The 25,515-nt window shown below is 70.4% G+C and carries 18 protein-coding genes; 10 read left to right on the top strand and 8 right to left on the bottom strand.

Translation table 11 applies throughout. From position 1 onward, the window contains the following. The first annotated feature begins 37 nt into the window (after positions 1-37). Positions 38-934, top strand: coding sequence for an adenosine kinase (locus ACN20J_RS41455; protein ID WP_419667951.1), 897 nt, complete (start codon positions 38-40; stop codon positions 932-934). Here the strand turns inward: ACN20J_RS41455 and mmpA are convergent. The 3 genes from mmpA to ACN20J_RS41440 all read right to left on the bottom strand — a co-directional run bounded on the left by mmpA (position 915) and on the right by ACN20J_RS41440 (position 3,062). After that, a complete protein-coding gene (gene mmpA / locus ACN20J_RS41450) occupies positions 915-1,061 on the bottom strand; it encodes a morphogenic membrane protein MmpA (protein WP_169801948.1) in 147 nt (48 codons plus the stop codon). The two genes, ACN20J_RS41455 and mmpA, sit on opposite strands and share 20 nt — an antisense overlap. Before the next feature lie 115 nt (positions 1,062-1,176). Continuing rightward, the gene (locus ACN20J_RS41445) at positions 1,177-1,869 is read right to left on the bottom strand and encodes an endonuclease V (RefSeq protein WP_419667950.1); all 693 of its coding nucleotides are present in this window, start codon (positions 1,867-1,869) and stop codon (positions 1,177-1,179) included. A 68-nt stretch (positions 1,870-1,937) separates the two neighbouring features. Next, complete coding sequence (locus ACN20J_RS41440) at positions 1,938-3,062, bottom strand: WD40/YVTN/BNR-like repeat-containing protein (RefSeq protein WP_419667949.1); 1,125 nt, start codon at positions 3,060-3,062, stop codon at positions 1,938-1,940. Positions 3,063-3,377: 315 nt separating this feature from the next. Here ACN20J_RS41440 and ACN20J_RS41435 point away from each other — a divergent pair, with 315 nt between their 5' ends. Next, positions 3,378-3,794 (top strand): SsgA family sporulation/cell division regulator, encoded by a 417-nt coding sequence (locus tag ACN20J_RS41435; protein ID WP_189839578.1) that lies wholly within the window; start codon positions 3,378-3,380, stop codon positions 3,792-3,794. Positions 3,795-4,083: 289 nt separating this feature from the next. Here the strand turns inward: ACN20J_RS41435 and ACN20J_RS41430 are convergent, their stop codons facing one another. Beyond that, positions 4,084-4,752, bottom strand: a complete 669-nt coding sequence (locus tag ACN20J_RS41430) for a GOLPH3/VPS74 family protein (RefSeq protein ID WP_419667948.1) — start codon at positions 4,750-4,752, stop codon at positions 4,084-4,086. Positions 4,753-5,073: 321 nt separating this feature from the next. Between ACN20J_RS41430 and ACN20J_RS41425 the strand changes: the two genes are divergently transcribed. From ACN20J_RS41425 to ACN20J_RS41410, 4 genes are all read left to right on the top strand, one after another. Continuing rightward, positions 5,074-6,705, top strand: coding sequence for an ABC-F family ATP-binding cassette domain-containing protein (locus ACN20J_RS41425; RefSeq protein WP_419667947.1), 1,632 nt, complete (start codon positions 5,074-5,076; stop codon positions 6,703-6,705). A gap of 10 nt (positions 6,706-6,715) precedes the next feature. Beyond that, positions 6,716-9,058 (top strand): ATP-binding cassette domain-containing protein, encoded by a 2,343-nt coding sequence (locus ACN20J_RS41420; protein ID WP_419667946.1) that lies wholly within the window; start codon positions 6,716-6,718, stop codon positions 9,056-9,058. A gap of 165 nt (positions 9,059-9,223) precedes the next feature. After that, complete coding sequence (gene ddaH / locus ACN20J_RS41415) at positions 9,224-10,000, top strand: dimethylargininase (protein WP_055614707.1); 777 nt, start codon at positions 9,224-9,226, stop codon at positions 9,998-10,000. Positions 10,001-10,215: 215 nt separating this feature from the next. Further along, the gene (locus tag ACN20J_RS41410) at positions 10,216-11,196 is read left to right on the top strand and encodes an acyl-ACP desaturase (RefSeq protein ID WP_190227383.1); all 981 of its coding nucleotides are present in this window, start codon (positions 10,216-10,218) and stop codon (positions 11,194-11,196) included. 109 nt (positions 11,197-11,305) lie between these two features. Here ACN20J_RS41410 and ACN20J_RS41405 read toward each other — a convergent pair whose 3' ends face one another. Then, a complete protein-coding gene (locus ACN20J_RS41405) occupies positions 11,306-14,692 on the bottom strand; it encodes a hypothetical protein (protein WP_419667945.1) in 3,387 nt (1,128 codons plus the stop codon). A gap of 177 nt (positions 14,693-14,869) precedes the next feature. Between ACN20J_RS41405 and ACN20J_RS41400 the strand changes: the two genes are divergently transcribed. Further along, positions 14,870-17,341 carry a hypothetical protein gene (locus ACN20J_RS41400; RefSeq protein ID WP_419667944.1) on the top strand — a complete coding sequence of 824 codons (2,472 nt, stop codon included), beginning with the start codon at positions 14,870-14,872 and terminating at the stop codon, positions 17,339-17,341. A gap of 12 nt (positions 17,342-17,353) precedes the next feature. Here the strand turns inward: ACN20J_RS41400 and ACN20J_RS41395 are convergent, their stop codons facing one another. Continuing rightward, positions 17,354-17,623, bottom strand: coding sequence for a WhiB family transcriptional regulator (locus tag ACN20J_RS41395; protein ID WP_190227651.1), 270 nt, complete (start codon positions 17,621-17,623; stop codon positions 17,354-17,356). Positions 17,624-17,966: 343 nt separating this feature from the next. Between ACN20J_RS41395 and ACN20J_RS41390 the strand changes: the two genes are divergently transcribed. Then, the gene (locus tag ACN20J_RS41390; RefSeq protein WP_361919763.1) at positions 17,967-18,755 is read left to right on the top strand and encodes a VOC family protein; all 789 of its coding nucleotides are present in this window, start codon (positions 17,967-17,969) and stop codon (positions 18,753-18,755) included. Positions 18,756-19,057: 302 nt separating this feature from the next. Continuing rightward, positions 19,058-20,284, top strand: coding sequence for a glycoside hydrolase family 64 protein (locus ACN20J_RS41385; RefSeq protein ID WP_190227380.1), 1,227 nt, complete (start codon positions 19,058-19,060; stop codon positions 20,282-20,284). A gap of 143 nt (positions 20,285-20,427) precedes the next feature. Here ACN20J_RS41385 and ACN20J_RS41380 read toward each other — a convergent pair whose 3' ends face one another. Together ACN20J_RS41380 and ACN20J_RS41375 are read right to left on the bottom strand one after the other, a co-directional pair. Then, positions 20,428-21,474 carry a LacI family DNA-binding transcriptional regulator gene (locus ACN20J_RS41380; protein ID WP_419667943.1) on the bottom strand — a complete coding sequence of 349 codons (1,047 nt, stop codon included), beginning with the start codon at positions 21,472-21,474 and terminating at the stop codon, positions 20,428-20,430. Positions 21,475-21,669: 195 nt separating this feature from the next. After that, positions 21,670-22,638: a multicopper oxidase domain-containing protein gene (locus ACN20J_RS41375; protein ID WP_055614771.1), complete on the bottom strand. Its 969-nt coding sequence runs from the start codon at positions 22,636-22,638 to the stop codon at positions 21,670-21,672. A 365-nt stretch (positions 22,639-23,003) separates the two neighbouring features. Between ACN20J_RS41375 and ACN20J_RS41370 the strand changes: the two genes are divergently transcribed. Beyond that, the gene (locus ACN20J_RS41370; RefSeq protein ID WP_419669047.1) at positions 23,004-25,511 is read left to right on the top strand and encodes a ThuA domain-containing protein; all 2,508 of its coding nucleotides are present in this window, start codon (positions 23,004-23,006) and stop codon (positions 25,509-25,511) included. The last annotated feature ends 4 nt before the right edge of the window (positions 25,512-25,515 follow it).

The raw sequence follows: 25,515 nt of genomic DNA, 5'->3' as shown, positions 1-25,515 counted from the left end.
ACCCCGGCCATCACACTCGACCATCGCAGGAGGGCACTTGAGCCGCTCGATCGACGTGCTCGTTCTCGGGGGTGCCGGGGTCGACACCATCGTGTACGTGCCCGAGTTGCCGCTGCCCTTCGCCGACAGCCACATGGTGCCCGCGATCGAGACGCGGGCCGGGCAGACCGGGGACTTCGTGGCACTCGGGGTGCATGCGCTCGGGCTGCGGACGCACCATCTCGACATGCTCGGTGAGGATCACGCGGGGGATCTCGTGCGGGCGCTGCACCGCGACCGGGGTGTGCCGCTCACCGACGTTCCGCAGTCGGGCGGTACCAAGCGGGCGGTGAACCTCGTCGGGCCGGACGGGCGGCGGCTCTCGCTGTACGACAGCACGCGCGCGCGGGAGGAGGATCGGCTGCCGCCGGAGACCGTACGGGCCCTCGCCGCGAGGAGCCGGCACGCGCATGTGTCCATCACGCACCCCTGCGCGTACGCCCTTCCGGAGCTGCGCGAGGCGGGGGTGAGCATCTCGACCGATCTGCACAACTGGGACGGTACGCAGGCGTATCACGAGGCGTTCGCGTATGAGGCCGACGTCGTGTTCCTGTCGGCGGCCGAGCTGGCGGACCGGGAGCGGACCATGCGGCGGATCGCCGAGCGGGGCCGGGCCGAGGTGGTCGTCGCGACCGCCGGGGCCGAGGGCGCGTACCAGTTGCTGGACGGTGAACTGACCCGCATCCCGGCCGTCACGCCGAGCGCGCCGGTCGTGGACTCGAACGGGGCCGGGGACGCCTTCGCGGCGGGCTATCTGTTCGGCAGGCTGAGCGGCGAACCGCCCGAGCGGTGCGGGCTCTTCGGCGCGATCGCCGGGGCGTACGCGTGCACTGTGCCGGCCACGAGGGCCGACGTCATCGGCCGCGAGGAACTGCTCAGAGCGGCCACCCCATGACCGTGTAGATCATCCCGGCTATCCAGGCGACTCCGGCGAGGACGGCGAGGAGCAGTCCGGCCATCACGGCCCGCTCGACGGGCTGGGTGGGGCTGGTGGCGGGCTTCGGGGCACGGTGTGTCGTCATGCGTCACAGCCTGCCGATCATGGCGGGGGCCCGGCATCCGTACAGATACTCAGAACTGGTACTCAGAACGCGTACTCAGAATCCGGTGCCGAGTACCCGTACTCAGGGAGCCGTCTCAGAGGGCGGTCGCCTTCAACGCCCGTCGGCACAGGGCGTCCGCGTGCCTGGTCGTCTCCGGCTGGCGGAAGCGCGGCGCGAGGTGGAGGGTGTGGGCGCAGGCGGTGTCCAGGGTCACCCGGTGGCCGACGGAGACGAACACCGGCTTGACGCCCGCCTGTGTGCGCAGTGCCCGGCCGACCTCCTCCTCGCCCGCGAGCAGCGGTGAGGCGGATCCGCGCGGGGCGCCCGGCTCCTCGTACGTGAAGGTGAACGGGTTCTTGGCGACGCCGATCGTCGGCAGGCCGGTGAGGACGCCGAGGTGGCTGGCCAGGCCGAAGCGGCGGGGGTGGGCGAGGCCGTAGCCGTCGCAGACGACCAGGCCCGGTGCGCACGGCAGCGCTTCGAGGGCGGCCAGGACGGCCGGGATCTCCCGGAAGGCCAGCAGGCCGGGGACGTACGGAAACGGCACCTGTCCCACGGCCGTGGCCTCGGCGACCACGTCGAGGGTCGACGCGTCGAGCACGACGGCCGCGGCCACGACGACATCGCGCTCGTCGTCGTACGCCACGTCGACCCCGGTCACCCGGCCGGTTCCCGGCGGCGGCCCGGGCTCGTCGAGGACCACCCGCCCCCGCAACTCGTCCTGTACGGCCCGGGCTTGGTCCTCGGTGGCGGGCCAGCCCGCGGGGATGCGTACGGTCGTCGTCATGATGTGACGAGCGTACGACCCCGCGGCCGACGGTCACTTGCCGCGCCCGTTCGCCCGGTGGATCCCGGTCAGCGCTCCAGGCGGGCCACCCGGCCCTTCTCGCCGGAGGCCCAGCAGGCCCGGTCTGGGGTGCAGTCCACGGTGTCGTACGAGCCGGTGTCCAGCGTGCGCCAGGTGCGGCCGCCGTCCGTGGTGAGGTCGGTGCCGGTGGGGCCGACCGCGAGGGCCGACGTGCGGCTGTGCGGGAGCCAGGTGACGCCCGAGCGGTAGGCGGGCGGCGGTGTGCCGGCCGTCGTCCAGGTACGCCCGCCGTCGCGGCTGGTCGCGGCGGCCTGCGGGGAGGCCTGGTCGGCGCGGTAGTCACCGCCGACCGCGATGCCGTGCGTCCGGTCGCGGAAGGCGACGGCGAAGACGCCGCGCGCCGGGTCGCCCGCCGGGATCGGGGTGTCGGTGGCCGTCCAGGTCAGGCCCCGGTCGGAGGAGTGCAGCACGCGCGCGCGTGCCGCCCCGCCGGTGGCCATCCACACGTCCCGCGACCCCGAGCTCACCAGGCACTGCCCGCTGGCCGCGAATCCCGCCTCGCCCGTCTGGGCCGCGGGCATGCCGGCGCTCGGCAGCACCTGCCAGGAGCGGCCTCCGTCGCGGGTCGACAGGATGCGGAACTTGCCGTCCACCGGGTCGCTCATGGCCAGGCCGTGGCGGCTGTCGAAGAAGGTGATGCAGTCGTAGAAGGCCTTGGCGTCGGTGTTGCGGAACGACTCGGTCCAGGTCGACCCGCCGTCCTCGGTCCGGAAGACCCGGGACGCCTCGCCCTCGCCGATGGCCAGCACCACGGCGCGCCTGCCGTCGAAGGCCTCGATGTCGCGGAACTCCAACTCGGCGGCTCCCGGCGGCGATACGTTCCGCCAGTTCTTGCCGCCGTCGGCGGTGCGCAGCACGGTTCCCTTGGACCCGGCCAGCCAGGCGGTGTTCCGGCTGACGGCGGAGAGCCCGCGGAAGCGCACGTCCGTGCCGCTGTCCTTCAGCTCCCAGTGCGGCGCCTTCCCACCACCGGAGCCGTCACCCGAGCCGCCACCCGACCTGTTGTCTGCCACCTGGCCCGATCTCTGGTCGGACCCCTGGTCCGGTCCGTGTGCCTGCGCGGGTGCCGTGAGCGTGGCGGCGAGCGCGAGTCCGCACACCCCCGCCGTCACCAGTCGTCTCGTGGATCCCGTGCGCCCTGTGGATCCCGTGCGCCCTGTGAATCCCGTAAGTCTCGTGCGTCGCGTCTTCCCCAAGCCCCTCATGGCGGGCGAAGCTAGCCCACTCCCCCAGTGGCGTCCAGATGCCCCGGAAGGCATCGGAGGTCACTTCAGGAATCTTTGATCACTTCCGTGATTGAAGGCGGTGACGGAGGTCACTCGAATTTCCTGCACTTTGGTGCGCACGGATCGGCCGGTTCGAGCGTCTCTACAAGTGCCCGGCTCATCCGTCCACCGTTCGTCCAGCCGTCACAAGGGAGCAAGGCGTTGTCCACCGTCATCGAGCAGCCCGTAGAGGCCCGTCTCGTCGCCGCGGCTCCGCGGATGCCGAGCATTCCCGCAACCCTCCGGTACGACCCTCACGACCCGTTCGCCGTCCGCATGTCCTTCCCGGCCCCGGCCACGCTCGAAGGCGTGGACGTGATCTGGACCTTCGCCCGCGAGCTCCTCGCCTCGGGCCTGGAGGAGCCGGTGGGACACGGCGACGTCCGCGTGCGGCCGTACGGATACGACCGCATCGTCCTGGAGTTCCACGCCCCCGAGGGCACCGCCGTGGTCCACGTCCGCACGGGCGAACTGCGGCGCTTCCTGGAGAGCACGACCCAGGTCGTGCCCTTCGGTCTGGAGCATCTGCACCAGGACCTGGACCAGCAGCTGGCCGAACTCCTGCGGGACGCCTGCTGACCCCTTCCGGAGAGGTCGGCGCCCCTTCCCCAGCAGGGTGTTGAGCTCGCCGTGGTCGAGTACGCCGGCCGGCGACTCGTACGTTCCCGTGCCCAGCAGCTCCCGCGCGGCACGGCGGACAAGCGCGTGTGCGGCCAGGAACTTGACGGTGACCGGGCCGACGGGACGGACGGGCAGGAAGAATCCGCGGGCCCCAGTGGCAAGGAGGGCGACGGCTCCCTCCAGGGTGGCGGCCGGGTCCGGTGCTCCCTCCGCGCCGCTCACCAGTGGACGGGGGCGGCTCGCGCGCTCAGCTCCCGGGCACGCCTGTCGTCGTCATCACCAGGACCACCGCCGAACGGACCTCCTGGACCGCCTTTTTCAAGGCGGGAGTGGTCGCCCCGCTGCGTTCGACCAGGTCCTCGATCCGCTGCTTGTACTGCCGCTGCTCCTTGCCCGAAAGCAGCGTGCGCAGCTCGGCCCCGGCGGCGAGGGCGACGAGTGCCGCGTCCTGCTCGGGCACCTCCTCGACGGGCACGGGCCCCTCCAGCACCTCCCGGGCCTCCGCGCGCAGCGCGTCCACGACGGCGACGCGGTCGATCTCGTACTCGACGGACGGGAACACCCCGAGCACCCGCGTCTTCTCCGCGCGCAGGTATCCGTCGGCGGCGAGCTGCGCCCGTACGGCGTCCAGGGTGACGCGGGCCCGCAGGCCGACCCAGGTCTTCCACCTGTGCGGGCGGGACTCCTCGACGAGTTCCAGGAGCCCGTCGAGGACGGGGTCCCCGGTCTGGGCGTCGGGGTCCGTGGGCGTGGCGATGCCGTCCACGTCGGCGAGCAGCCCGCGCTGTGCCAGCTCGGTGAGGGCACCGGCCCGGACGATGTGGGGGAGGTGGGCGGCGTCGGTGACCTTCAGCTTCGTGGTGTCCCAGGCCAGCAGGTAGAGCCGGGCGGGCAACGAGAGGGAACCGGTGGGCACGGGGTCTCCTTGGTGCGGTCGAGGTGGGGGCTCACGTTAATTCGTTGACAGCCGGGAGAGCCCCTCGTACGGTGTATGACGGTTCTGTTGTCGCCGATTGGAGAAGGACGTTGCTCGTCTGAGGTCCTGAGACACCTCGTCACACACCTGTACGTGTGTGCGCAGCGTGCGACCTCGGCATTCGAGCCGTCCTTCGGAACAGGGCCTTCCCCTTTCCTCCCAGGATGCCTTGAGGACTTCTGACCGTCCTCCCGGCCGTCGTCGCCGCCCCGGTGTCTCGATACGCGTTGCCCTGACCGCATCAAGTACCGCGAGGCGCGTATGTCAACCTTCCCCACCTCCATCACCTGTACCTCCCTTTCCTTCGCCTGGCCGGACAGCACCTCCGTCTTCGACGATCTGCAGGTGGCCTTCGGACCCGGCAGAACCGGGCTCGTCGGCGTCAACGGATCAGGGAAATCAACCCTGTTGAAGCTGATCGCCGGGCAACTGACCCCGGCCGACGGCACCGTGCGTGTCGCGGGCGAGGTCGGCTATCTGCCGCAGAACGTCACCCTGGACACCGGTCTGCGGGTCGACGAGGCGCTGGACATCGCCGACAAGCGGGCCGCGCTGCACGCCATCGAGGCGGGCGACGTGTCCGAGGCGCACTTCGACGTCGTGGGCGACGACTGGGACGTGGAGGAGCGAGCCGTCGCCACCCTCGGCGAACTCGGCCTCGGCCACATCGAGTTGGACCGCACCATCGGCGAGGTCTCGGGCGGCGAGTCGGTCCTGCTACGGCTGGCCGCGCTGCTGCTGCGCCGGCCCGACGTCCTCCTCCTCGACGAGCCCACCAACAACCTCGACCTGTACGCACGCCGACGGCTGTACGCGGCCGTCGAGGCCTGGTCCGGAGTCATGGTCGTGGTCAGCCACGACCGTGAACTCCTGGACCTGGTCGACCAGATCGCCGATCTGCGTTCCGGCGAGGTGACCTGGTACGGCGGCAACTACTCGGCGTACGAGGAGGCGCTCGCCACCGAGCAGGAGGCGGCCGAGCGCATGGTGCGCGTCGCCGAGTCCGATCTGAAGAAGCAGAAGCGTGAACTGGCCGAGGCACAGGTCAAGTTGGCCCGGCGCAAGAAGTACGGGCAGAAGATGTTCGAGCAGAAGCGCGAGCCGAAGATCGTCATGGGTGCCCGCAAACGGGCCGCCCAGGAGTCCGCGGGCAAGCACCGGATCATGCACGAGGAGAAGCTCGCCGAGGCGAAGGAGCGCCTCGACGACGCCGTGGACGCGGTGCGGGACGACGACGAGATCCGCGTCGACCTGCCGTACACGGCCGTGCCGCCGGGCCGGAACGTACTGACGCTCCTGGACCTGGAGTTGGCGTACGGCGCGAGTGTGGGCAGCTTCGATCTGCGCGGGCCGGAGCGGGTCGCGCTGATCGGGCGCAACGGGTCGGGCAAGACGACTCTGCTGCGGACGATCGCCGGGGAGCTGGAACCGGTCTCCGGAGAGGCACGGGCACATGTGCCCCTGCGTTTCCTGCCGCAGCGGCTCGACGTGCTCGACGACGAGCTGACGGTCGCCGAGAACGTGGCCCGGTTCTCGCCCGGCGCCACCAACAACCGGGTCCGGGCACGCCTGGCCCGCTTCCTGTTCCGGGGTGCGCGGGCCGACCAGCGGGCGGCGACGCTCTCCGGCGGCGAACGCTTCCGGGCGGCGCTGGCCGCACTGATGCTCGCCGAGCCCGCGCCGCAGGTGCTGATGCTGGACGAGCCGACCAACAACCTCGACATGGCGAGCGTGCGGCAGCTCACCACGGCCCTGGAGTCGTACGAGGGAGCGCTGATCGTGGCCAGCCACGACGTGCCGTTCCTGGAGTCCATCGGGATCACCCGCTGGCTGCTCCTGGAAGGAGGAGAACTCAAGGAAATCACGCCAGAAGCTGTCGGGTATCCAGGCTAGCTTCGGCGGTATGAGCCAGTTGACCACCGGTACACATCAGCCCGCCACCGGCCCTGACCAGCCCGTTTCCGGTACGCACTCGTTCATCCGGGTGGTCGGGGCCCGGGAGAACAACCTCCAGGACGTGACCCTGCGCATCCCGAAGGGCCGGCTCACGGTCTTCACCGGGGTGTCGGGGTCGGGCAAGTCGTCGGTCGTCTTCGACACGATCGCGGTCGAGTCGCAGCGCCAGCTGAACGAGACCTTCACCTGGTTCGTCCGCAACCGGCTGCCGAAGTACGAGCGACCGCACGCGGAGGCCATCGAGGACCTCTCGCCCGCGATCGTCGTCGACCAGAAGCCGGTCGGCGGCCACTCCCGGTCGACGGTGGGCACGATGACTGACGTGTACTCGGTGATCCGGGTGCTGTTCTCGCGGCACGGCAGTCCGAGCGCGGGCCCGGCCACCGCGTACTCGTTCAACGATCCGTCGGGGATGTGCCCCGAGTGCGACGGCCTCGGGCGCACGGTCCGGCCCGACTGGGACCGCATCCTGGACCCGGACCTGTCCCTGGCCGACGGCGCGATCCTCTTCCCGCCGTTCGCCGCGGGAACCTGGCAGGGGCAGGGGTACACGAACACCACCGAACTGGACCCGCACCGGCCCGTACGTGAATTCACCACGGCCGAGCGGGAGTTCCTGCTGCGCGGGCGGCCCGGCAGCAAGGTCACCATCAGCGGCTCGGGCGGCACCTGGAACACCGACTACGAAGGGCTCGCCGACCGTTTCGAGCGGCTGTATCTCAAGCGGGACCTGTCCGCGCTCAGCCAGAAGACGCGCGACCAGGTGCAGGGCTATATGACGGAGGGGCTCTGCCCGGCGTGCCGTGGCGCGCGGCTGAACGAGGCGGCGCTCGCCACCCGGATCGCCGCTGGGCCCGCCGGGCGGCCCGGCCTGTCCATCGCCGACTGCACCCGGATGCAGATCAGCGACCTGATCCCCGTACTCAAGGACATCGACGACCCGGTCGCCACACCGGTCGCGGCCGCCGCCGTGGCCTCGCTGGAGCGGATCGAGGCGATCGGGCTCGGCTATCTCAGCCTGGACCGGGAGACCCAGACGCTGTCCGGCGGGGAGGGGCAGCGGCTGAAGATGGTGCGCCACCTCGGGTCGAGCCTGACCGGGATGACGTACATCTTCGACGAGCCGAGCGTCGGACTGCACCCGCGTGACGTGGGGCGGCTCGGGGACCTGCTGCTGCGGCTGCGGGACAAGGGGAACACCGTGCTGGTCGTCGAGCACGATCCGGACGTCATCGCCCTCGCCGACCACATCGTCGACATGGGGCCTCGGGCCGGGGCGGACGGCGGCCGGGTCGTGTTCGAGGGGACGCCCGGCGAGCTGGCCTCGGCCGACACCCCGACGGGCCGCTGTCTGCGGCGCCGCACCGAGGTGAAGCGGCGGACGCGGACGGCCACCGGCGGGCTCTGGGTGAAGGGCGCCGGCCTGCACAACCTGCGGGATGTGACGGTCGAGTTCCCCACGGGTGTGCTGACCGCGGTGACCGGTGTCGCCGGTTCGGGAAAGAGCACGCTCGTCTCGAAGGAGTTCACGGCCGCGCACCCGGACGCCGTGGTCGTCGACCAGTCGTCCATCGGCATCTCGGCGCGGTCCACTCCGGCGACGTACCTCGGCGTCATGGACACCGTACGGAAGATCTTCGCGCGGGAGACGGGCGTGGAGCCGGGCCTGTTCAGCTTCAACTCCGATGGGGCGTGCGGGACTTGTCAGGGGCGCGGGGTCAGCTACACGGACCTCGCGTTCATGGACCCGGTGACGACGACCTGCCCCGACTGCGAGGGGCGGCGCTTCAAGGACGAGGTGCTGCGGCTGACCGTGGGCGGCAACTCCATCGTGGACGTACTGGAGATGACGGCCGATCAGGCCCTGGGCTTCTTCGAGGACTCGGGCGTACGCCGCCGTCTGCGGGCTCTACGGGACGTGGGGCTCACGTATCTGACGCTCGGTCAGCCACTGTCCACGCTCTCCGGCGGGGAGCGGCAGCGCATCAAACTCGCGACCCGGCTCCACAGGACGGGGGCGGTGTACGTCCTCGACGAGCCGACCACCGGCCTGCACATGTCGGACGTCGACGGACTGCTCGCTCTCCTCGACCGGCTGGTCGACGCGGGCAACACGGTCCTGGTCGTCGAGCACAACCTCGATGTCGTCGCCCACGCCGACTGGGTCATCGACCTGGGGCCCGACGGCGGCAAGGACGGTGGGCGGGTCGTCTTCGAGGGGACGCCCGGGCAGCTTCTGGACGCGGAGGGGTCGTTCACGGCGGAGCACCTGCGGCGGTTCGTGGGATAGGACTCCGAAGGGGGGCATGGGGGCGATCGGTCGCGGGAGGGAGTGCGGATACGGACACACCCGCCACAATCCCCTCTCCAGCCCCGCACCCCAGGGGGCTGTTGCGACTCCGGCATGGGCTGCATGATGTGCGGGGACACACCCGGCCGAGACGGAGAAACGCACGTGCCCAGCCAGAAAGCCCTCATCCGCCGCCCGAGCCCCCGCCTGGCCGAGGGTCTGGTCACGCACATCGAGCGCACGAAGGTCGACGTCGAGCTGGCGGCCGAACAGTGGGAGGCCTACGCGGAGGCGCTGCGTACGCACGGCTGGGAGACCGTCGAGGTCGACCCCGCCGACGACTGCCCGGACTCCGTGTTCGTGGAGGACGCGGTGGTCGTCTACCGCAACGTGGCCCTGATCGGCCGCTCCGGCGCGGAGTCGCGGCGCGGCGAGACCACCGGGGTCGAGGAGACCGTCGCACGGCTCGGCTGCTCGGTGAACTGGGTGTGGGAGCCGGGCACGCTCGACGGCGGCGACGTCCTGAAGGTCGGCGACACGATCTACGTCGGCCGGGGCGGACGGACCAACGGGGCCGGCATTCAGCAGCTGCGGGCCGCCTTCGAACCGCTCGGCGCCCGAGTCGTCGCCGTACCGGTGAGCAAGGTGCTGCACCTGAAATCGGCCGTCACCGCGCTCCCGGACGGCACGGTCGTCGGGCACGAGCCCCTGGTGGACACCCCGTCGATCTTCCCGCGCTTCCTCGGGGTGCCGGAGGAGTCGGGCGCCCACGTGGTGCTCCTCGGCGGCGGCAAGCTGCTGATGGCGGCCAGCGCGCCCAAGACCGCCGAGCTCTACGCCGATCTCGGCCACGAGCCCGTCCTCGTCGACATCAGCGAGTTCGAGAAGCTCGAAGGCTGTGTGACTTGCCTCTCGGTCCGGCTCAGGGGGCTGTACGCCTGAACGACCGGCCAGGACGCCTGTTCGCCCCCTGGGACCTGCGTGTCCGCCAGATGGGCGACTCCGGTAGACCGCCCTTGTCGATCTACGAAGAGATTCTTGCTGATCAGGGCCCTTTACGTCGCGCTTAACCTACGGCATCGTAACCTACGGATACGTAGCCTACGATGCCGTAGGTTGTGTGAACGCTCAGCATTTACGTCCCCCCTGGAGCCCCCGTGACGATCACTTCTCCCCATCTCGGCAGCCCGTCCTCCGACTGGACCGACGCACGGCTGCTGTTCGCGCTGGAAGAAGTGGTGGAGACCGAACTCAACCGTCACCTGAAGGTCGCCAAGGACTGGATGCCGCACGAGTACGTGCCCTGGTCCGACGCCCGCAACTTCCCCGGCATCTTCGAGGACGGCGAGGCCTGGGACAAGGAACAGTCCAAGGTCACCGAGCTCGGCCGAATCGCGCTGGTCGTGAACCTCCTCACCGAGGACAACCTGCCCAGCTACCACCACGAAATCGCTTCCCTCTTCGGCCGCGACGGCGCCTGGGGCACCTGGGTGCACCGCTGGACCGCGGAGGAGGGCCGGCACGGCATCGTGATGCGCGACTACCTGCTCGCGTCGCGCGCCGTGGACCCGGACAAGCTGGAAGCCTTCCGTATGCAGCACATGAGCGAGGGCTTCGAGTCGGACAACCGCCACTCGATGCTGCACTCCGTCGCGTATGTCGCCTTCCAGGAGCTCGCGACCCGCGTGTCGCACCGCAACACCGGCCACCAGTCGGGCGACCCCGTCTGCGACCGCATGCTGGCGCGCATCGCGACCGACGAGAACCTGCACATGGTCTTCTACCGCAACCTCCTCAAGGCCGCGTTCGAGCTCGCCCCGGACCTGACCATGCAGGCCGTGCGGGACGTCATCGTCCAGTTCCGGATGCCCGGACACGGCATGCCCGGCTTCGAGCGGGCCGCCGCGCAGATGGCGATCGGCGAGGTCTACAACATGCGGATCCACCACGACGACGTGCTGATGCCGGTGCTGCGTCACCTCAGGGTCCTGCAGATCGACGGCCTGGGCCCCGAGGGCCTCAAGGCCCAGGAAGAGCTCGGTCTCTACATGGGCGGGCTCGACGCCGAGGCCTCGAAGTTCGACGAGAAGCTCGCGGCTCGCAAGGCGCGGATGGCGGCGCGCGCCGCGGCCGTCTGACCGATCGGCTCGGGCTGATCCTTCAGCCGCGGCTCGTCGAGGGCTGATCGCGCCCACGCGGAGGAGCCGCATATCGACACAGCCCCGCGCCCCTGATGGGACGCGGGGCTCACTCGTACGCCGTCATCTGCGCCAGTGCCGCGTCCCGCACGTCGGGGTGCGGGTGGCGGCGCAGGGTCCTCAGCTGGGCCCGCCACGCAGGTGCCCAGCCCGTGCGGGTGCCGATTGTGGCCGTGATCGCCGTAGCGAGCAGTCCCTCGCTGTGGCCGCCGTGGACAGTCAGCCGTCGGGCGGCGCCGAGCAGGGTCTCGGCGTCGCCCTCCTGCGTCCGGCGGAGCCTGGCGGCGAGCTCCGTGGCGGTGCGGGCAGCGAGCACCGGCCGGCCTGCCGTCAGCGCGGCCAGCCGGTCCAGGGCCGTGTCGACCTGCTCCGCCTCCGCGTCGAGGTCGAGATGGAACGCCGCGATGGTGGCGGCCTGCGGTACGAATCCGTCATAGCTCGCGAGCAGCTCACCGGCTCCTAGGGCCGCTTCCCGGACGGGCCCGGCGGCTGTCCTGGCCTGCTGGGCGAGCCGGGCGACGAGGTAGTCGACCCGTTGGCGGGCGGGGCGGTCGCGACGGGGTTCGGCGTCGGCGGCGAAAGCGTTGGCACTGGCCTCGGTTTCGGGCTCGGATTCCGCCTCCGCCTCGGCCAGTACGCGCAGAGCCTCCCGCAGGCCCCCCGCTCCCCCGGCCGCTCCTGCCGCCGCGACCACGAGACCCTGCCCCGCCGCCCGCCAGCTCGTGCGGTTCGACAGGTCCGCCGTGGCCGAGGCCAGGACGGTGGGGGCGTCCGGGGACCAGGGTGCCCAGTGGGACAGGGCGGCGAAGGCGAGGGTCGCCGTCGCCGGGTCGTCGGTCGCGCACACGTCACGGACGAGACGGGCGTACCGCGCGCGGTGCCGTTCCGGCAGGTCGAGCGGCGAGACACGCAGGACGGCAGCGCGGAGCACTGGCTCGGCACCCGACGCGTCACCCAGGAGCGTCCAGACGCTCTCCTCGGTGAGCAGCGCTCCCGCGAAGGCGACACACGCGGCCCGGACGTCGAGATGGGCACCGGGCCGCTCGTACGCCTCGGCGAGGAGCCCCGCGGCCACCGGTATCGGGAGCCGGGCGGCGGCGAGACGGGCGGCCTCCTTTCGGCTGGTCACCTTGACGCCCGGGCCGAGCAGGACCTCGCGCAGCTGTCCCACGAGTCGCGAAGGCGCCACGTGCCGGGATGCCCGTGTGGCCGCGTACACGGCGACGCGGGCACGGTCGTTCCCGGCGTGCGCGAGGAGTTCGGGCAGTGCGTCGCCCGGACGGTCGGTGTGGGCGAGCGCGCCGAGCGCGGCCTCCGCGAGCACGACGTCCGACGAGCCGGTCCAGTCGCGTACGAGTCCGATGCCCGCGCCCGGAATCCGCGCGCCCTGCGCGATGGCGGCCACCCGCGTGTACGACGGCAGCCCGGCATCGGCGGCCTGGTCGGCCAACTGCCGGGCCACGGCCTCCTGTTGACGTGGCAGCCAGCGCCGTACGTCGTGGCCCACGGGCACGGTCCACGGGCTGCCCTTGGTGAGGAAACGCCCGTACGGCGGGGTGTCCGCGAGGAGCACGTCGAGGAGGTCGGTGCGGCGCCGGGTGATCACGTCCAGGACCGGCCACAGTGTTCCCGCCGAGGGTTCGAGCGAGAGGATGCGCGCGACCCGTTCGTCGCGGGTGGCGGGCGGTTCCAGCCACAGCTCGCCTGCGTCGCGCACGGTGCTGTCGCTTCCGAACCTCACGGCCTGCCCCAGCAGTTCCTGCAGTTCGGGCATGCCCGCGGCGCGACGTCCCACGGCCCGGGCGAGCGAGAAGGCGAGGCTGTAGTCGGACTTCTCGGCGCCCGCCTCGATCCACGGCCGCAGTGCCTCGTACACCTGGTGTTCCTGGCCGCGTCGCAGCTTCTCGTCGAGTCGGCCCAGGTCGGCGCGTCCGGTGTTGCCGGAGATCCGGACGAGTGTGCGCAGTGCCCAGTTCACCAACTCCCGTGATCCGCCCGCCGCGTGCTCCCGGAGCACGGACAGGGCGAGCTCGCTGAGGTTGCCCCGGGTCTGGTGCGAGGAGTCCCGGGCCTCGACGGCGTCGGCGGTGATCCGGTCGAGGTGCGGCTCGGCGTCCTCGGTGAACAGGGCGGGCGGGGTGCGGGACATCGCGTTCAGGGCGGGCAGCCGCACAAGGTCCTGTTCGTTGCGCAGCCTGGCCGACTCCTCCAGTACGGAGGTGACGGCCGCGGAGTCGCCGGAGCGGGCGGCGTTGCGGATCAGCAACGGCCAGGCCAGCGCCCGGTCTTCGGCCGCGGGACGGCGCGTGGCCTCGACGAGCCGCTCCCGTACCTCGTCGACGGGGAGGAAGGATTCGGCGAGCAGCACGGTGTCCCACGTCTCTCCGCGCTCGCGTGCCGCGGCGGCCATCCGCCGGGCCTCCTCGGCCACGCAACTGCGGGGCAGCGCCTCGAGGATGACCGCGTCCACGGTGGTACCGCCCACGCCCCGGCCCGCCGTCGACGCCGTGTAGAAGGCGTGCCGACGAGCGGGCGGCAGTGCCTGGAGGAGCGGTGCGAGGCCACCCGACGCGGCCAGCATCCGCCCGTGGACGGCGAGTTCCTCCGCCTCGGATCGGGCCAGCCTGCGTTGCAGCGAGCGACTGCGCGCGCCGATGTAGGAGGGGAAGCGGTCCGAGATCAGCAGCCGGAGCACGCGTTCCGGCGCGACGGCGGCGAACGCGCCCACCTGGTCGAGGAGTTGAGCCGGGATCCGGGAGGGCCCGAGACGCTCGATCAGCTCCAGCACACGCAGTGGCTCGGCGGTCACGGTGACGACGACGGCCTGGGTGTACCGCTGCCACCAGGCGTCGCGAAGCGACTCCGGCAGGGTCCTCAACTCACGCTCCGCCACGTCCAGCAGGGCCCCGGGGTGCCGTCGGCCGAGGGACTTCGAGCCCTGTACGGCGTGCAGCAGCGCGGGCAGCAGCCGGGCCACCGTCTCCGGGGAGCACCCGGGCAGCAGCCGAGCCGCCTCCTCGTCGCCCCATTCCGCCCGCACCCCGTCGACGAGCCGGTCCGCCAGCGCGGTACGCCGGCCAGCAACAACAGCACGCAGCAGCTGACGACGTATCACCTCGGGCGCATCGGTGAGCGCCGACTCGTAGGCGGAGTCCGGCACTTGGAGACTGTCGGCGGTGCGCAGGGCGTGCCCGCGCACGAAGGAGTCCGGATCGGCGATGCGCGCCGCGATCCACTCGGTGTCCCCTGCGACGGACGCGGCGACGACAGCGAGCCCCCGCTCGTAGGCGCCGCGCGATTCGAGCTCGTCCAGCAGCGGGCGCGTCTCCTTCAATTCCCGTGTGCGAGCGGCGAGTTCGCGCATGCGCAAGGGGTACGGAAGTGGGTCGAGGGCGTTCAGCAGGCTCTCGGCCTGGTGCCGCGGGGTGTGGACCATGGGGTGGATTGTGCCTGCCGGGGACCGTGGTGCGCGCCGAATTGCCGATGAGGCCGGCCGCGAAGCCGAAAGCAGCCCATCGTGCCCCGACCGTCCGCCGTACGCATTTAACCGTGTGCCGTACGCATTTACGGGTCGCCCTCGCGGTGCAACGGTGCCCGGAGGGGGTGACACACCATGGCACAGACCCATGAGTGGATGTTCTACGAGGTCATGTGGCGCGGCTGGGCGGGCAAAAGGCAGGTTCCGTATCCCGTTCCCTGGTGGGCGCAGCAGGCCTTCCGGCGCTGGAGCGACGACTTCGACGCCGGCACGTACGACTCGAAGGAGGCGGCCTTCGCCTCCAACGCCCTGTACCGCTACTGGCACATGGTCGGGGTCAAGGACCACCGGCAGGAGTCACTGATCGGGCAGGCCGGCGAGATCGAGCCGGTCTACGACAAGTACTGTCTCTCGTTCTTCCTGCACGATCCGGCGACGGGCACGCTGCGGCTGCCCCAGCTCCCGGACGACGGAAGCGTCGAACAGCGCATGGAGGCACCGCACTTACCGGTCGTCCTCACGACGTTCCGTACGCCGGAGGACGTCGAGTTCGTGCAGCGCACCTTCGCCGCACCCGTCGGCACGCGGCAGCGGGACCTGGTGATGTCGAGGGTGACGGTGAGCAGTCCGACCGGGCAGCCGCGCGAGGGACTGCTGTGCGCGGCGGTCATGCCCGCGGGGCCGACCGGCTTCCAGCGGCACGACCGCAACGGCCGTCAGGTCACCGACCGGCGACTGACCTACCTGCGTCATCTGCCGGACGAACAGCGCGTGGAGACCAACTCGGGGTGGGGGCCGGTCTTCGACACCCCGCCCGAGCAGTACGGCGTGTACGGCAACCCGGACTCCTCCTTCGATCCGGACACGTATCTGGCGCACAGCCCGTTCCACGACCTGGTGACGGGCGGGAAGCTGAACGGCGCCCTGGACGCGCAGGACCAGGTGGCAGGGCTGTGCAGTGCCGTGTTCGCCTGGCCGTTCCGGGTCACCGCGGACGAGGTCTTCGAACTCGACGTACGGCTACCGGTCGACCTGTACGCCGGAGCCGACGATCTGGCGGAGCTGAAGGGAACGCCGGCAACTGAACTGGAGTCCGCCAACCGGGACTTCTGGGCGGCGAAACTGCTGGGTCAGGGACTCCAGCCCCAACTGCCTTCCCCGGTCGGCCATCTGACGGACCTCTTCCGGCAGTCGCGGTCGCAGCTGCTGATTCTCTCCGACCACGGGGAGATCCATCCGGGCCCGACGGTCTACGACTCGTTCTGGATCCGCGACTCGTCGGTGGAGGCCACGGCCTGCTCGCTGGTCGGTGATTCGGCCCTGGCCGAGCACCAGTTGGGCACGCACTACCCGCTGCGGTTCAACCGGGGCACCGGCCGGATCGGCCCCTGCGCCGAGTACGGCTTCTACGGCGGCCCGCACGAGAAGGACGACCGCGAGTGGGACAGCAACGGCCAGGCGCTCTGGGCGATCGGCCGGTTCGACCGCACCATCGGCCGACAGGCCGCGTTCGGGGCGAAGTTGTACGTCCCGTATGTACGCGACGCGGCCCGCTGGCTCCGCGACAACCGTGACGGGTACGGGCTGTTGCACAGCGGCTGGAGCGCCGAGCACCTCGGCGGACGCGACAAGCCGCACTACTGGGACGACCTCTGGGGCCTCGCCGGACTGTACGAGGCGGCGCGCCTCGCGGAACGGATCGACGCACCCGAAGTCCCCGAACTCTGGGCCGCCTTCGACGACTTGAAACGCGCCACCGGCGACTCGATCCGCTGGGTGCTGGCCGAGCAGCGTGCTCGCGGTGCCTGGGAGACATACATCCCGACCGGGCCCGCCGACGTCGGGCGGCTCGACTCCACGATGATCGGCACGGCCGCCTACTTCCACCCGCTGCGCCTGCACATGGGCAGCAAGCTGGGCGAGGAGGTCGACCGGGCCGCCCGCTCCACCCTGGACCCGATGTACGCGCACTTCGTCACCGGCGGCTATCGCCACGAGGCTGCCTGGAACGCGTACGGGCCCTATCTGACGCTGCAGTTGGCGCACGCGTATCTGCTGGCGGGCGATCCCGCCCGGATGGACGCGCTGCTCGGCTGGACGGTCGGCGCGGGCTTCCCCCGAACGGCGGGCCGGGTGGCGGCACTTGGCGCGTGGAACGAGCAGCACGCCTTCCCGGTCGCCTCGGACTTCACCGAAGTCCCGTACCGACCCTGGTACATGGGCGACATCCCGCACGGCTGGGCGGCGGCCGAGTATCTGCTGCTGATCCGCGACATCCTCTTCTTCGAGGCGGACGAGGACCGCGATCCGCATCTCTACATCGCGCCGGGCGTACGTCCGCACTGGGTGCCGGAGGGCGAAGAGGTCGCGGTGGAGGCGGCGCCCACGCTCTTCGGGGAGCCGTTCGGATACCGGCTCGCGCACGATCCGGCCGGGCGAACCGTGAGCATCGACATCACGGAGGCTCCGGACGGGGTGCGGTTCGTTTATCCGTGCGGGTTCGGCCGGGTGCGGGCGGCGTCCGCCGACGGGCGGGACCTGGAGGTGACGGGCCAGGACGTGCGGGTACCGGCCGGGACGGAACGGTTCACGGTGACGTACGAATGACGGGCGCCGCCGTCAGTACTGCTGCTGGTGCTGCTGCTGGTCCTGCGTGCGGCGGAGACTGAGCCGCTCCTTCTCGGAGAGGCCGCCCCAGACGCCGAAGCGTTCGTCGTGGTCGAGCGCGTATTCGAGGCAGGCGGAGCGTATCTCGCACAGTCCGCAGATGCGCTTCGCCTCACGCACCGAACTGCCCGGCTCGGGAAAGAAGAACTCGGATCCGGTCTGGGCGCACAGTGCCTGTTCCTGCCAGGAGAGGTCGGGCGCGGCAATGGTGTCGTTGTGCATGCCCAGGATCGTGCCGCGCACCGAAAAACGTTCGATCAACGCCGGATCAATGCCGAGCCCCGGCACACCACGACCGGCTCCAGTGATGAACGCACTGACCCCATGATGTGGCCCGGAGCGGGCGGTCCGCACGGCGGCGCGCCCCAAAGGGGCGCGGGGAACTGCGCGCCGAGCCCTCACAGACCCGCACCTTCCCCCCACCCCACCCCACACAAGCAGCACCCGATCACCCAGAGTAAGCACCATGAACCGCCAAGCCCAGCGGCAGCGCTCCGGCAGCGTTTGTCAGTGCGCGGTGCAAGACTCGGGGTGCAGGCAACGGGACCCCTCAAAGGAGGGCAACATGCTCACCACCCGTTTCGTCACCGGCGCCCCGAACTGGGTCGATCTCGGCACGAGCGACATCGACGGCGCCACATCCTTCTACAACGGCCTCTTCGGCTGGGACTTCCGGTCGGCGGGACCGGAGTCCGGCGGTTACGGCTTCTTCCAACTGGCGGGGAAGACCGCCGCCGGCGGCATGCAGACCTCTCCCGAGCAGGGCCCACCGTCCTGGAACGTGTTCTTCCAGACCCCGGACGCCGACGCCACGGCCAAGGCCGTCGAGCGGACCGGCGGCAAGGTGCTCATGCCGCCCGACGACGTGATGAAGGAGGGCCGACTGGCCGTCTTCAGCGACAAGGCGGGCGTCTCCTTCGGCGTCTGGCAGCCGGGCCAGCTTCGCGGCATCGACATCGCGGGCGACGCGGGCTCCTTGTGCTGGGTCGAGCTCTACACACCGGACATCGCCGCGGCGGCAGCTTTCTACTACTCCGTACTGGGCCTGGAGACCTCGGCCATGCCGTTCCCCGGCGGCACGTACACCTGCCTGAACCCCGCGGAGGGCGGCGAGGACTCCATGTTCGGCGGTGTCGTCCCGCTGGCCGACGACCCGACGGAGCAGGAGACCGGGGCCTACTGGCTGCCGTACTTCGAAGTCGCGGACACCGATGCCCTGGTAGCCAAGGCAGAGGAGTTGGGCGGCACGGTCCGGATGCCTGCCACGTCCGTGGAGGGCGTCGGCCGTATCGCCAAGCTCGCCGACCCGTACGGGGCGCGCTTCGCGGTGATCAAGAGCGAGCCGCAGAGCTGACCACACGACTGGCCAGAGCACTTCCAACACGAGTGGTGACTGCAGGACTGACAACAGCGCGGCCGGCAGGGCGAACGGTGGCCGGGCCCCCACGAGGACCCGGCCACCGGGCCGCCAACCTCGCCGTCGACTTCGCTGTCACCCTCGCCGTCAACTTCTGAACGCAAGCAGATTTCGAGAGCGCTCTCAGTCATAACCCTTGACGCCCCAACTCCCCCTGGGAACAGTGGTGCACCGCAGGGCGTCGATCCCCCCACGGGTCGGCCCATCCCCCTGCCTCCCCCCACATCCAGGAGACTTCCGTGATCTCACGCAGAGCGTTCCTGTCCGGAGCCGCAGCCGTCGGAGCCACCGCGAGCTACCCCGTCTGGGGAAGCGCTCTCAGCCCCACCGCCGAGGCGGCCCCCGCCACCTGCGAACTCGCCCTCAAGAACACCTCGTTGCCGGGCACGGTCCGCGCGTACGTCACCGGGCACGAGCAGTCGACGGGCGACTGGGTGCTGCTGCGGGCCGACGGCAGCGTCTACCGGCCCACCTCCCCCTCGGCGCCGCAGACCCCGCTGCCCGTCGACTGCGCCATCCCGCTCGGCGCCGCCGGCTCGGCCCCGAAGGTCCTGACGCTGCCTCAGATGTTCGGCGCCCGGGTCTACTTCGTCCGGGACAGCACGCTCAACTTCTTCCTCAACCCGGGCCCCGCGCTCGTGGAGCCCGCGTTCGCCACGCCCGGCGACTCGAACTACGGCAAGACCTGGTCGTTCTGCGAGTTCACGTTCAACACCCAGCAGCTGTACGCCAACATCAGCTACGTCGACCTGGTCACCGCCCTGCCGATCGGCCTGACCCTGGAGGGCGACGCCACGCACACGGTGGCGCCCCTGCCCGACGGCGCGGTCGACAGGATCGCCTCGGACCTCACGGCACAGGCGGCCAGGGACGGCCAGCCCTGGGACAAGCTGGTGATCCGAGGCGACGGCGGCTCCGTGCTGCGGGTGATCTCCCCGCAGAACCTGATGGCCCCGTACTTCGACCGGCCCGCCGAGATGCCGTTCCGCGACCTCTGGAACAGCTACATCGACGAGGTGTGGGCGAAGTACCGCTCGACCGACCTGAAGATCGACCTCCAGGGCGGCCGGGGCACGCTCACCGGCCGGGTCAGCGGGGACACGCTCACCTTCGCGGGCGGCCACACCTTCGCCAAGCCCACGTCGAAGGACATCTTCACCTGCAACCACGGGCCGTTCACCAACAACCCGGGCGACTCCGACGACAAGAAGGCCCTCCTCGCCCGCCTCGCCGCCGGCTTCAACCGCTCGATCATGCTCACCCACCCGACCCAGCCCAACGGCACGACCACCGCCGACTACTACAAGGGCTCGGCCGTCAACCACTGGTCGCGCGTCGTACACGCCAACTCGCCCATCGGCTACGCCTTCCCGTACGACGACGTACGCCCGGACGGCCAGCCCGACGTCTCGGGCGCAGCCCACGACGGCAACCCACGCCGCTTCACGGTGTCGGTCGGGTCGTAAGCGAGTCTGGAGCGCGGCAACTCATCTGCGGGTGCGTTGCGGCTGGTCACGCAGTTCCCCGGGCCCCGTTTTTGGGGGCGCGGGGAACTGCGCGGGCAACCCACACCGACCCGCACCCCAAAACCCACCCCTCCGCGGAGCGGCTAAGCCGAGCCCCGCCGAACCAGCGTCGTCGGCAGAACAACACTCGACGGCGCCCCCACCAACCCGCCGGAGCCCCCCGCGGCGGAGGTCCGTTCGAGCCCCCGCAACAGCAACCGCGCCATCAGCCGACCCATCTCCTCTATGTCCTGCCGGACCGTCGTGAGCGGTGGGTCGGCCTGCTCGGTGAACGGCAGCATGTCGTCGAAGCCGACCACGGCGACGTCCTCAGGCACCCGCCGCCCCCGCTCCCGCAGAACACGCATGGCGCCCACCGCCGTGAGGTCGTTGGCGGCGAACACCGCGTCCAGGTCGGGGCAGCGGTCCAGGAGTTCCCGCATGGCACGCTCACCGCCCCCCGGGGTGAAGTCGCCCTCCGCGATCAGCTTCGGATCGGCGTCCACCATCACGTCCCGGAAGCCGTCGAGCCGGTCGACCGCCGAGGTCTGGTCGAGGGCGCCGGTGATGTGGCCGATGTGCCGGCGGCCCAGCCCGACGAGATGACGTACGGCCTCGCGGGCGCCGCCCCGGTTGTCGCAGTCGACGTACACCGCGCCACGCGAACCGTCGATCCAGCCGGGCCGCCCGCCGTACACCGTCGGCACACCGTGGATGAGGCCGGGCAGCGGGTCGTCGAGGTGCAGGGAGAAGACGAGCGCGCCGTCGACATGGCCGCCGGCGAGATAGCGGGCCACGCGCGCGTGGTCGGCGCGTCCCTCCGTGAGCAGCAGCACGAGCTGCGAGTCGTGAGCCGTCAGTTCCTTGCTGATGCCCCGGAGCTGAAGCGCGAAGAAGGGGTCGGCGAAGACCTTGGTCTCCGGTTCGGCGATCACCACGGCGACGGCGTCGTGCCGCCGGGTCACGAGGCTGCGCGCGGCCTGGTTGGGCACGTAGCCGAGTTCCTCGACGGCCTGCCTGACCCGCTCGACCAGGGGCTCCCGCACGCCGTCACCGCCGTTGACGACACGCGACACGGTGGCCCGGGACACTCCGGCCCGGGCGGCCACGGCCTCCAGTGTCGGGCGGGGCTCTGTCGACTGCTCGGACACCTCGGGGCTCCTCAGGGCGGCGTTTGCGGATCAGGATAGCCGCCGTACGACACGCCATTGAGAGCGCTCCCTGTTCAAGTGGTCGGATGTGCGTTCCTGGAAAACCGCCTCGCCGACCCGCCGAAGGGTTGCGAGGAACCGCGCGGCCGGCCGCATCGAACCCGCGGACACCGACCGGCCCCTTCGGCGGAGCCGTCAGTGCTCGTGCGGCTCGTGGGGCTCGTACCCCGGGATCGTCCCGTCCGTCTTCTTCACCAGGAACAGGCCCGCCATCCCCATGTCGGAATGGCTCTGGACGTGGCAGTGGTACATCCATGCCCCGGCCCCGACGCCCTCCCCGGCGATGACCTGGAAGCCGAACGAGTCGGCGGGCCCCACGATCTTGTTGTCGATGACCTGGCTCGGGTCGTCGGGGCCGGTCAGGAGCCCGGTGCGGTTGTCCGCCCAGCGATGACCGTGCACATGGAACGTGTGGTAGTACTCGCCGTGCGTGATCATCACGAACTCGACGCGATCGCCCACCGTGGCCTCGAAGTTGGGGCTCTGGTGGCCGGGCTTGTTGTTGATCGTCATGTCGTTGAAGACGATCGTGTGCGTCTTGTCGGGCAGGATGTCGCCCTTGCGGCGGACGATCACAGGACCGTAGAGGCCCTTGCGGAGGCCGACCGTGCCGTGTTCGGTGCCGACCACATGGTCGTGGTAGTGCCAGTAGCCCGCGCTGCCCGCCCGCCAGGTGCCGTCCTTGCGGCGGCCGGGGGCGTGGGTGCGCCAGGTGTACGTACGGGTGTCGCCCGGCTCGACCTGGGACCTGCTCAGCTTCGTGCCGTCGCTGGAGATCTCGTAGTCCACGCCGTGGACGTGCAGACTCGCGGCCACGTCCATCGTGTTCTCGACCTCGATGTGGGCGGTGTCGCCCTCGTTGAGCTCGATCAGCGGGCCGGGGATCGAGGCCTTGCCCTTCTCGAAGCCGTAGCCCATCGATCCGTCGGCGAGTTTCTCGATGTAGAGCTTGAGGTGCTTCACCTCGCCGCCCGCGGGCGCGGTCCGGACCGGACTGTCCGCGGAGGTGGCGTCCTGCGCCGCCACGAGCGACAACGATGTCGCGACCGTGGCCACCGCAGCCCCGCCCAGCACCATCCGCCGGCTGAGGCCGCGTCTGTCCATGTCGTCCGTGGTGCCCATGCCGAACTCCCCCAACTGGGTGCGGAATCAACGGAATTGACGGAATTGAAGGACCGAGTGACAGAGACGAACCCGGGAGACGGTAGTGGCATCGCGTCCGTTTATCCACACTCAGGACAAAGTTCGTTCGATCCCGGTCCTACCTATTGGCGAGTTCCACGAAAAGGTCTAGCTTCCATGGCGCTGTTGCTGTGACGCGAGTGAGCCAAAGGGGCGCGCCTGGGTCGAGAGTGCGAGCGCGCGGAGGCCCGACGAAGGAGGGTCGAGCACGGTCGCGCTCTCGACCCAGGCTGTAGCGCCCCGGCGGCGAACCGAGCCCTAAAGGAAGCAGAGGGGTGGGTGACCACATGCGGTTCACACCGCATCAAAAGCCCTTGACCGTACGAGGGTTGAGCAGAGGTAGACGGAGAGGCTGGGCGGCCGCGCTGGCCGCCGGAGTCGTCACCGCGGGCGTCCTCTCGGGGCCGGCCGCGAGCGCGCGCCAGGCGCCCGACCCGGCGCTGACAACGATGTCGATCAAGTCGCCGCCCGGCGGCGCCAACGTACGTGTGCTGATCTTCCACGGATCCGCGGCGAACGGCGAGGAGTCGCCCGTCGTCAACGCCGGGATCGAGGCGATCGAGGACATCGGTCTGACGGGGCCTGCGGCACAACGGTTCAGCGTGACGGCCACGGACGACGCCTCGGTCTTCACCAACGACACGAAGCTGAGCCGCTTCAACGCCGTCGTCTTCCTGACCGGCGGCGGAGACATCCTCGAACCGGAGCAGGAGTCCGGCCTAGAGGCGTACATGGAGGCGGGCGGCGGTTTCCTCGGCATCCATGACGCGGCCCGCGCCGAGCCCTACTCGGACTGGTTCTCGGGACTCGTCGGCGCCCGTCCGGCGGCCGGCAGCCCAACGGCCGTACAGCGCGCGACCGTTGAGGTCGGTGACCGCCAGCACCCGGCCACCAAGGACCTCCCGCTCCAGTGGAAGCGCCCCGACCAGTGGCTGAACTGGGTCAAGAACCCGTCCGGCGACGTGCACACCGTGGCCCGCGTCCGCGAGTCGACGTACCAGCCGGGCGACAGCAAGAACGGCGCGGACCACCCGGTGTCCTGGTGCCGTGACTACGACGGCGGCCGGTCCTTCTACACCGGCATGGGCGGCACGGTCTCCTCGTACGACGAGACGGACTTCCGCGCCCATCTGCGCGGGGCCCTGAACTGGACGACCCGTATCGCGCAGGCCGACTGCAAGGCCACGATCAACGCCAACTACAAGGCGGAGCGCCTGACCCAGCCCAACCAGCCGGGCCAGAACGACCAGATCGGCGAGCCGCACGGCCTGGTCACCGCGCCCGACGGCCGCGTGTTCTACATCGGCCGGGGCGGCGCCGACTCCTCGCAGCCCGTCGTGACGGACTGGAACAACCCGGACATCGGCAAGGGCAAGGGCGAGATCCACGTCTACGACCCGAAGACCAAGAAGGTCACGCTGGCCGGCGCGCTCACCGTCTTCGGCAACAAGGGCGGCGGCGACGAACTCATCAAGGTCGAAGAGGGCCTGCTGGGCATCGAGTTGGACCCGCGGTTCGAGGAGAACGGCTGGGTGTATCTGCACTACACGCCCCACTCCCGGATCAACCGCGACACCCGGATGGCCGAGCGCTACGTCTCCCGCTTCACCCTCAGCTCGACCACGGGCAAGCTGGACATGGCCAGCGAGAAGGTCCTGCTGAAGTGGCCGGTCCAGATCCACAGCTGCTGCCACTCGGGCGGCGGCATGGCGTGGGACTCGAAGGGCAACCTCTACATCGCGACCGGCGACAACAACTCCAGTGGCTTCAGCAGCGGTTACTCGGGCAACAACCCGCAGCCGAACTACAAGGGCGTCTCCTTCGCCGACGCGCGCCGCACGGCGGGCAACACCAACAACCTCAACGGCAAGATCCTGCGCATCCACCCGGAGCAGGACGGCACGTACACCCTGCCCGAGGGAAACCTCTTCACGGGCAAGGAGACCGCCGAGGGCGGCGGCAAGACGCGCGGCGAGATCTATGTGATGGGTGTCAGGAACCCGGCACGCATCTCCATCGACAAGAAGACCGACACCCTGTACGCGGGCTGGGTCGGCCCGGACGCCTCGGCGCCGTCGACGACCTGGGGTCCGGCGAAGTACGACACGTTCGCCGCGATCACCAAGCCGGGCAATCACGGCTGGCCGTACTGCATGGGCAACAAGCAGCCCTACCGGGACCGCAACCTGCCCGACCCCAACCAGCCGCTCGGCTGGTACAACTGCGACGCGCCGAAGAACGAGTCGCCCAACAACGACGGCCTGGTCAACCTTCCGCCGGTCACCTCGAACACCATCTGGTACTCGCCCCAGGGCGGCGGCCCGGACTTCCCGCGTGACGCCAACGGCATCCCGTCGTACAAGGCGGAGGACCAGAAGTTCCTGCTGCCGTGGCTGAAGGGCGGCGGCCAGGCAGCCATGGACGGGCCGGTCTACCGGTACGACGCCACGACCGCGAGCGACGCCAAGTGGCCCTCGTACTGGGACGGCAAGTGGTTCGTCGGCGACTTCTACGACGCCGACCAGCCGCGGCACGCGGTGCTGCTCGACCCCAAGACGGCCGGGCAGGGCGGCATTCCGGTGCACGCCGAGTCGCTGAAGAAGATCATCCCCATCGGCAACGACGGCATCAAGAACCTCATGGACTGGAAGTTCGGCCCCGACGGCACGCTGTACGTCCTCGACTACGGGCGCGGCTTCTTCACGTCGGACTCCAAGTCCGCGCTGTGGCAGGTGACGTACAAGGGCGGTGGCCCCACGCCTGCCGCCGATCAGCTGGCCAGGGAGGCGCAGTGACAAG

The organism is Streptomyces sp. 2-1, assembly GCF_048564895.1.
GTDB classification, from domain to species: domain Bacteria; phylum Actinomycetota; class Actinomycetes; order Streptomycetales; family Streptomycetaceae; genus Streptomyces; species Streptomyces phaeochromogenes.
Note: the sequence above shows the minus strand (reverse complement) of the source record. Positions and strands in the feature narration are given on the sequence as shown.

What these genes read in the sequence shown, in the direction of transcription:
- ACN20J_RS41375 (WP_055614771.1), bottom strand. Translation starts at nt 22,638, where the DNA reads ATGGACAGACGCGGCCTCAGCCGGCGGATGGTGCTGGGCGGGGCTGCG.
- ACN20J_RS41395 (WP_190227651.1), bottom strand. Translation starts at nt 17,623, where the DNA reads ATGCACAACGACACCATTGCCGCGCCCGACCTCTCCTGGCAGGAACAG.
- ACN20J_RS41420 (WP_419667946.1), top strand. Translation starts at nt 6,716, where the DNA reads ATGAGCCAGTTGACCACCGGTACACATCAGCCCGCCACCGGCCCTGAC.
- ACN20J_RS41370 (WP_419669047.1), top strand. Translation starts at nt 23,004, where the DNA reads ATGCGGTTCACACCGCATCAAAAGCCCTTGACCGTACGAGGGTTGAGC.
- ACN20J_RS41405 (WP_419667945.1), bottom strand. Translation starts at nt 14,692, where the DNA reads ATGGTCCACACCCCGCGGCACCAGGCCGAGAGCCTGCTGAACGCCCTC.
- mmpA (WP_169801948.1), bottom strand. Translation starts at nt 1,061, where the DNA reads ATGACGACACACCGTGCCCCGAAGCCCGCCACCAGCCCCACCCAGCCC.
- ACN20J_RS41390 (WP_361919763.1), top strand. Translation starts at nt 17,967, where the DNA reads ATGCTCACCACCCGTTTCGTCACCGGCGCCCCGAACTGGGTCGATCTC.
- ACN20J_RS41400 (WP_419667944.1), top strand. Translation starts at nt 14,870, where the DNA reads ATGGCACAGACCCATGAGTGGATGTTCTACGAGGTCATGTGGCGCGGC.
- ACN20J_RS41445 (WP_419667950.1), bottom strand. Translation starts at nt 1,869, where the DNA reads ATGACGACGACCGTACGCATCCCCGCGGGCTGGCCCGCCACCGAGGAC.
- ACN20J_RS41425 (WP_419667947.1), top strand. Translation starts at nt 5,074, where the DNA reads ATGTCAACCTTCCCCACCTCCATCACCTGTACCTCCCTTTCCTTCGCC.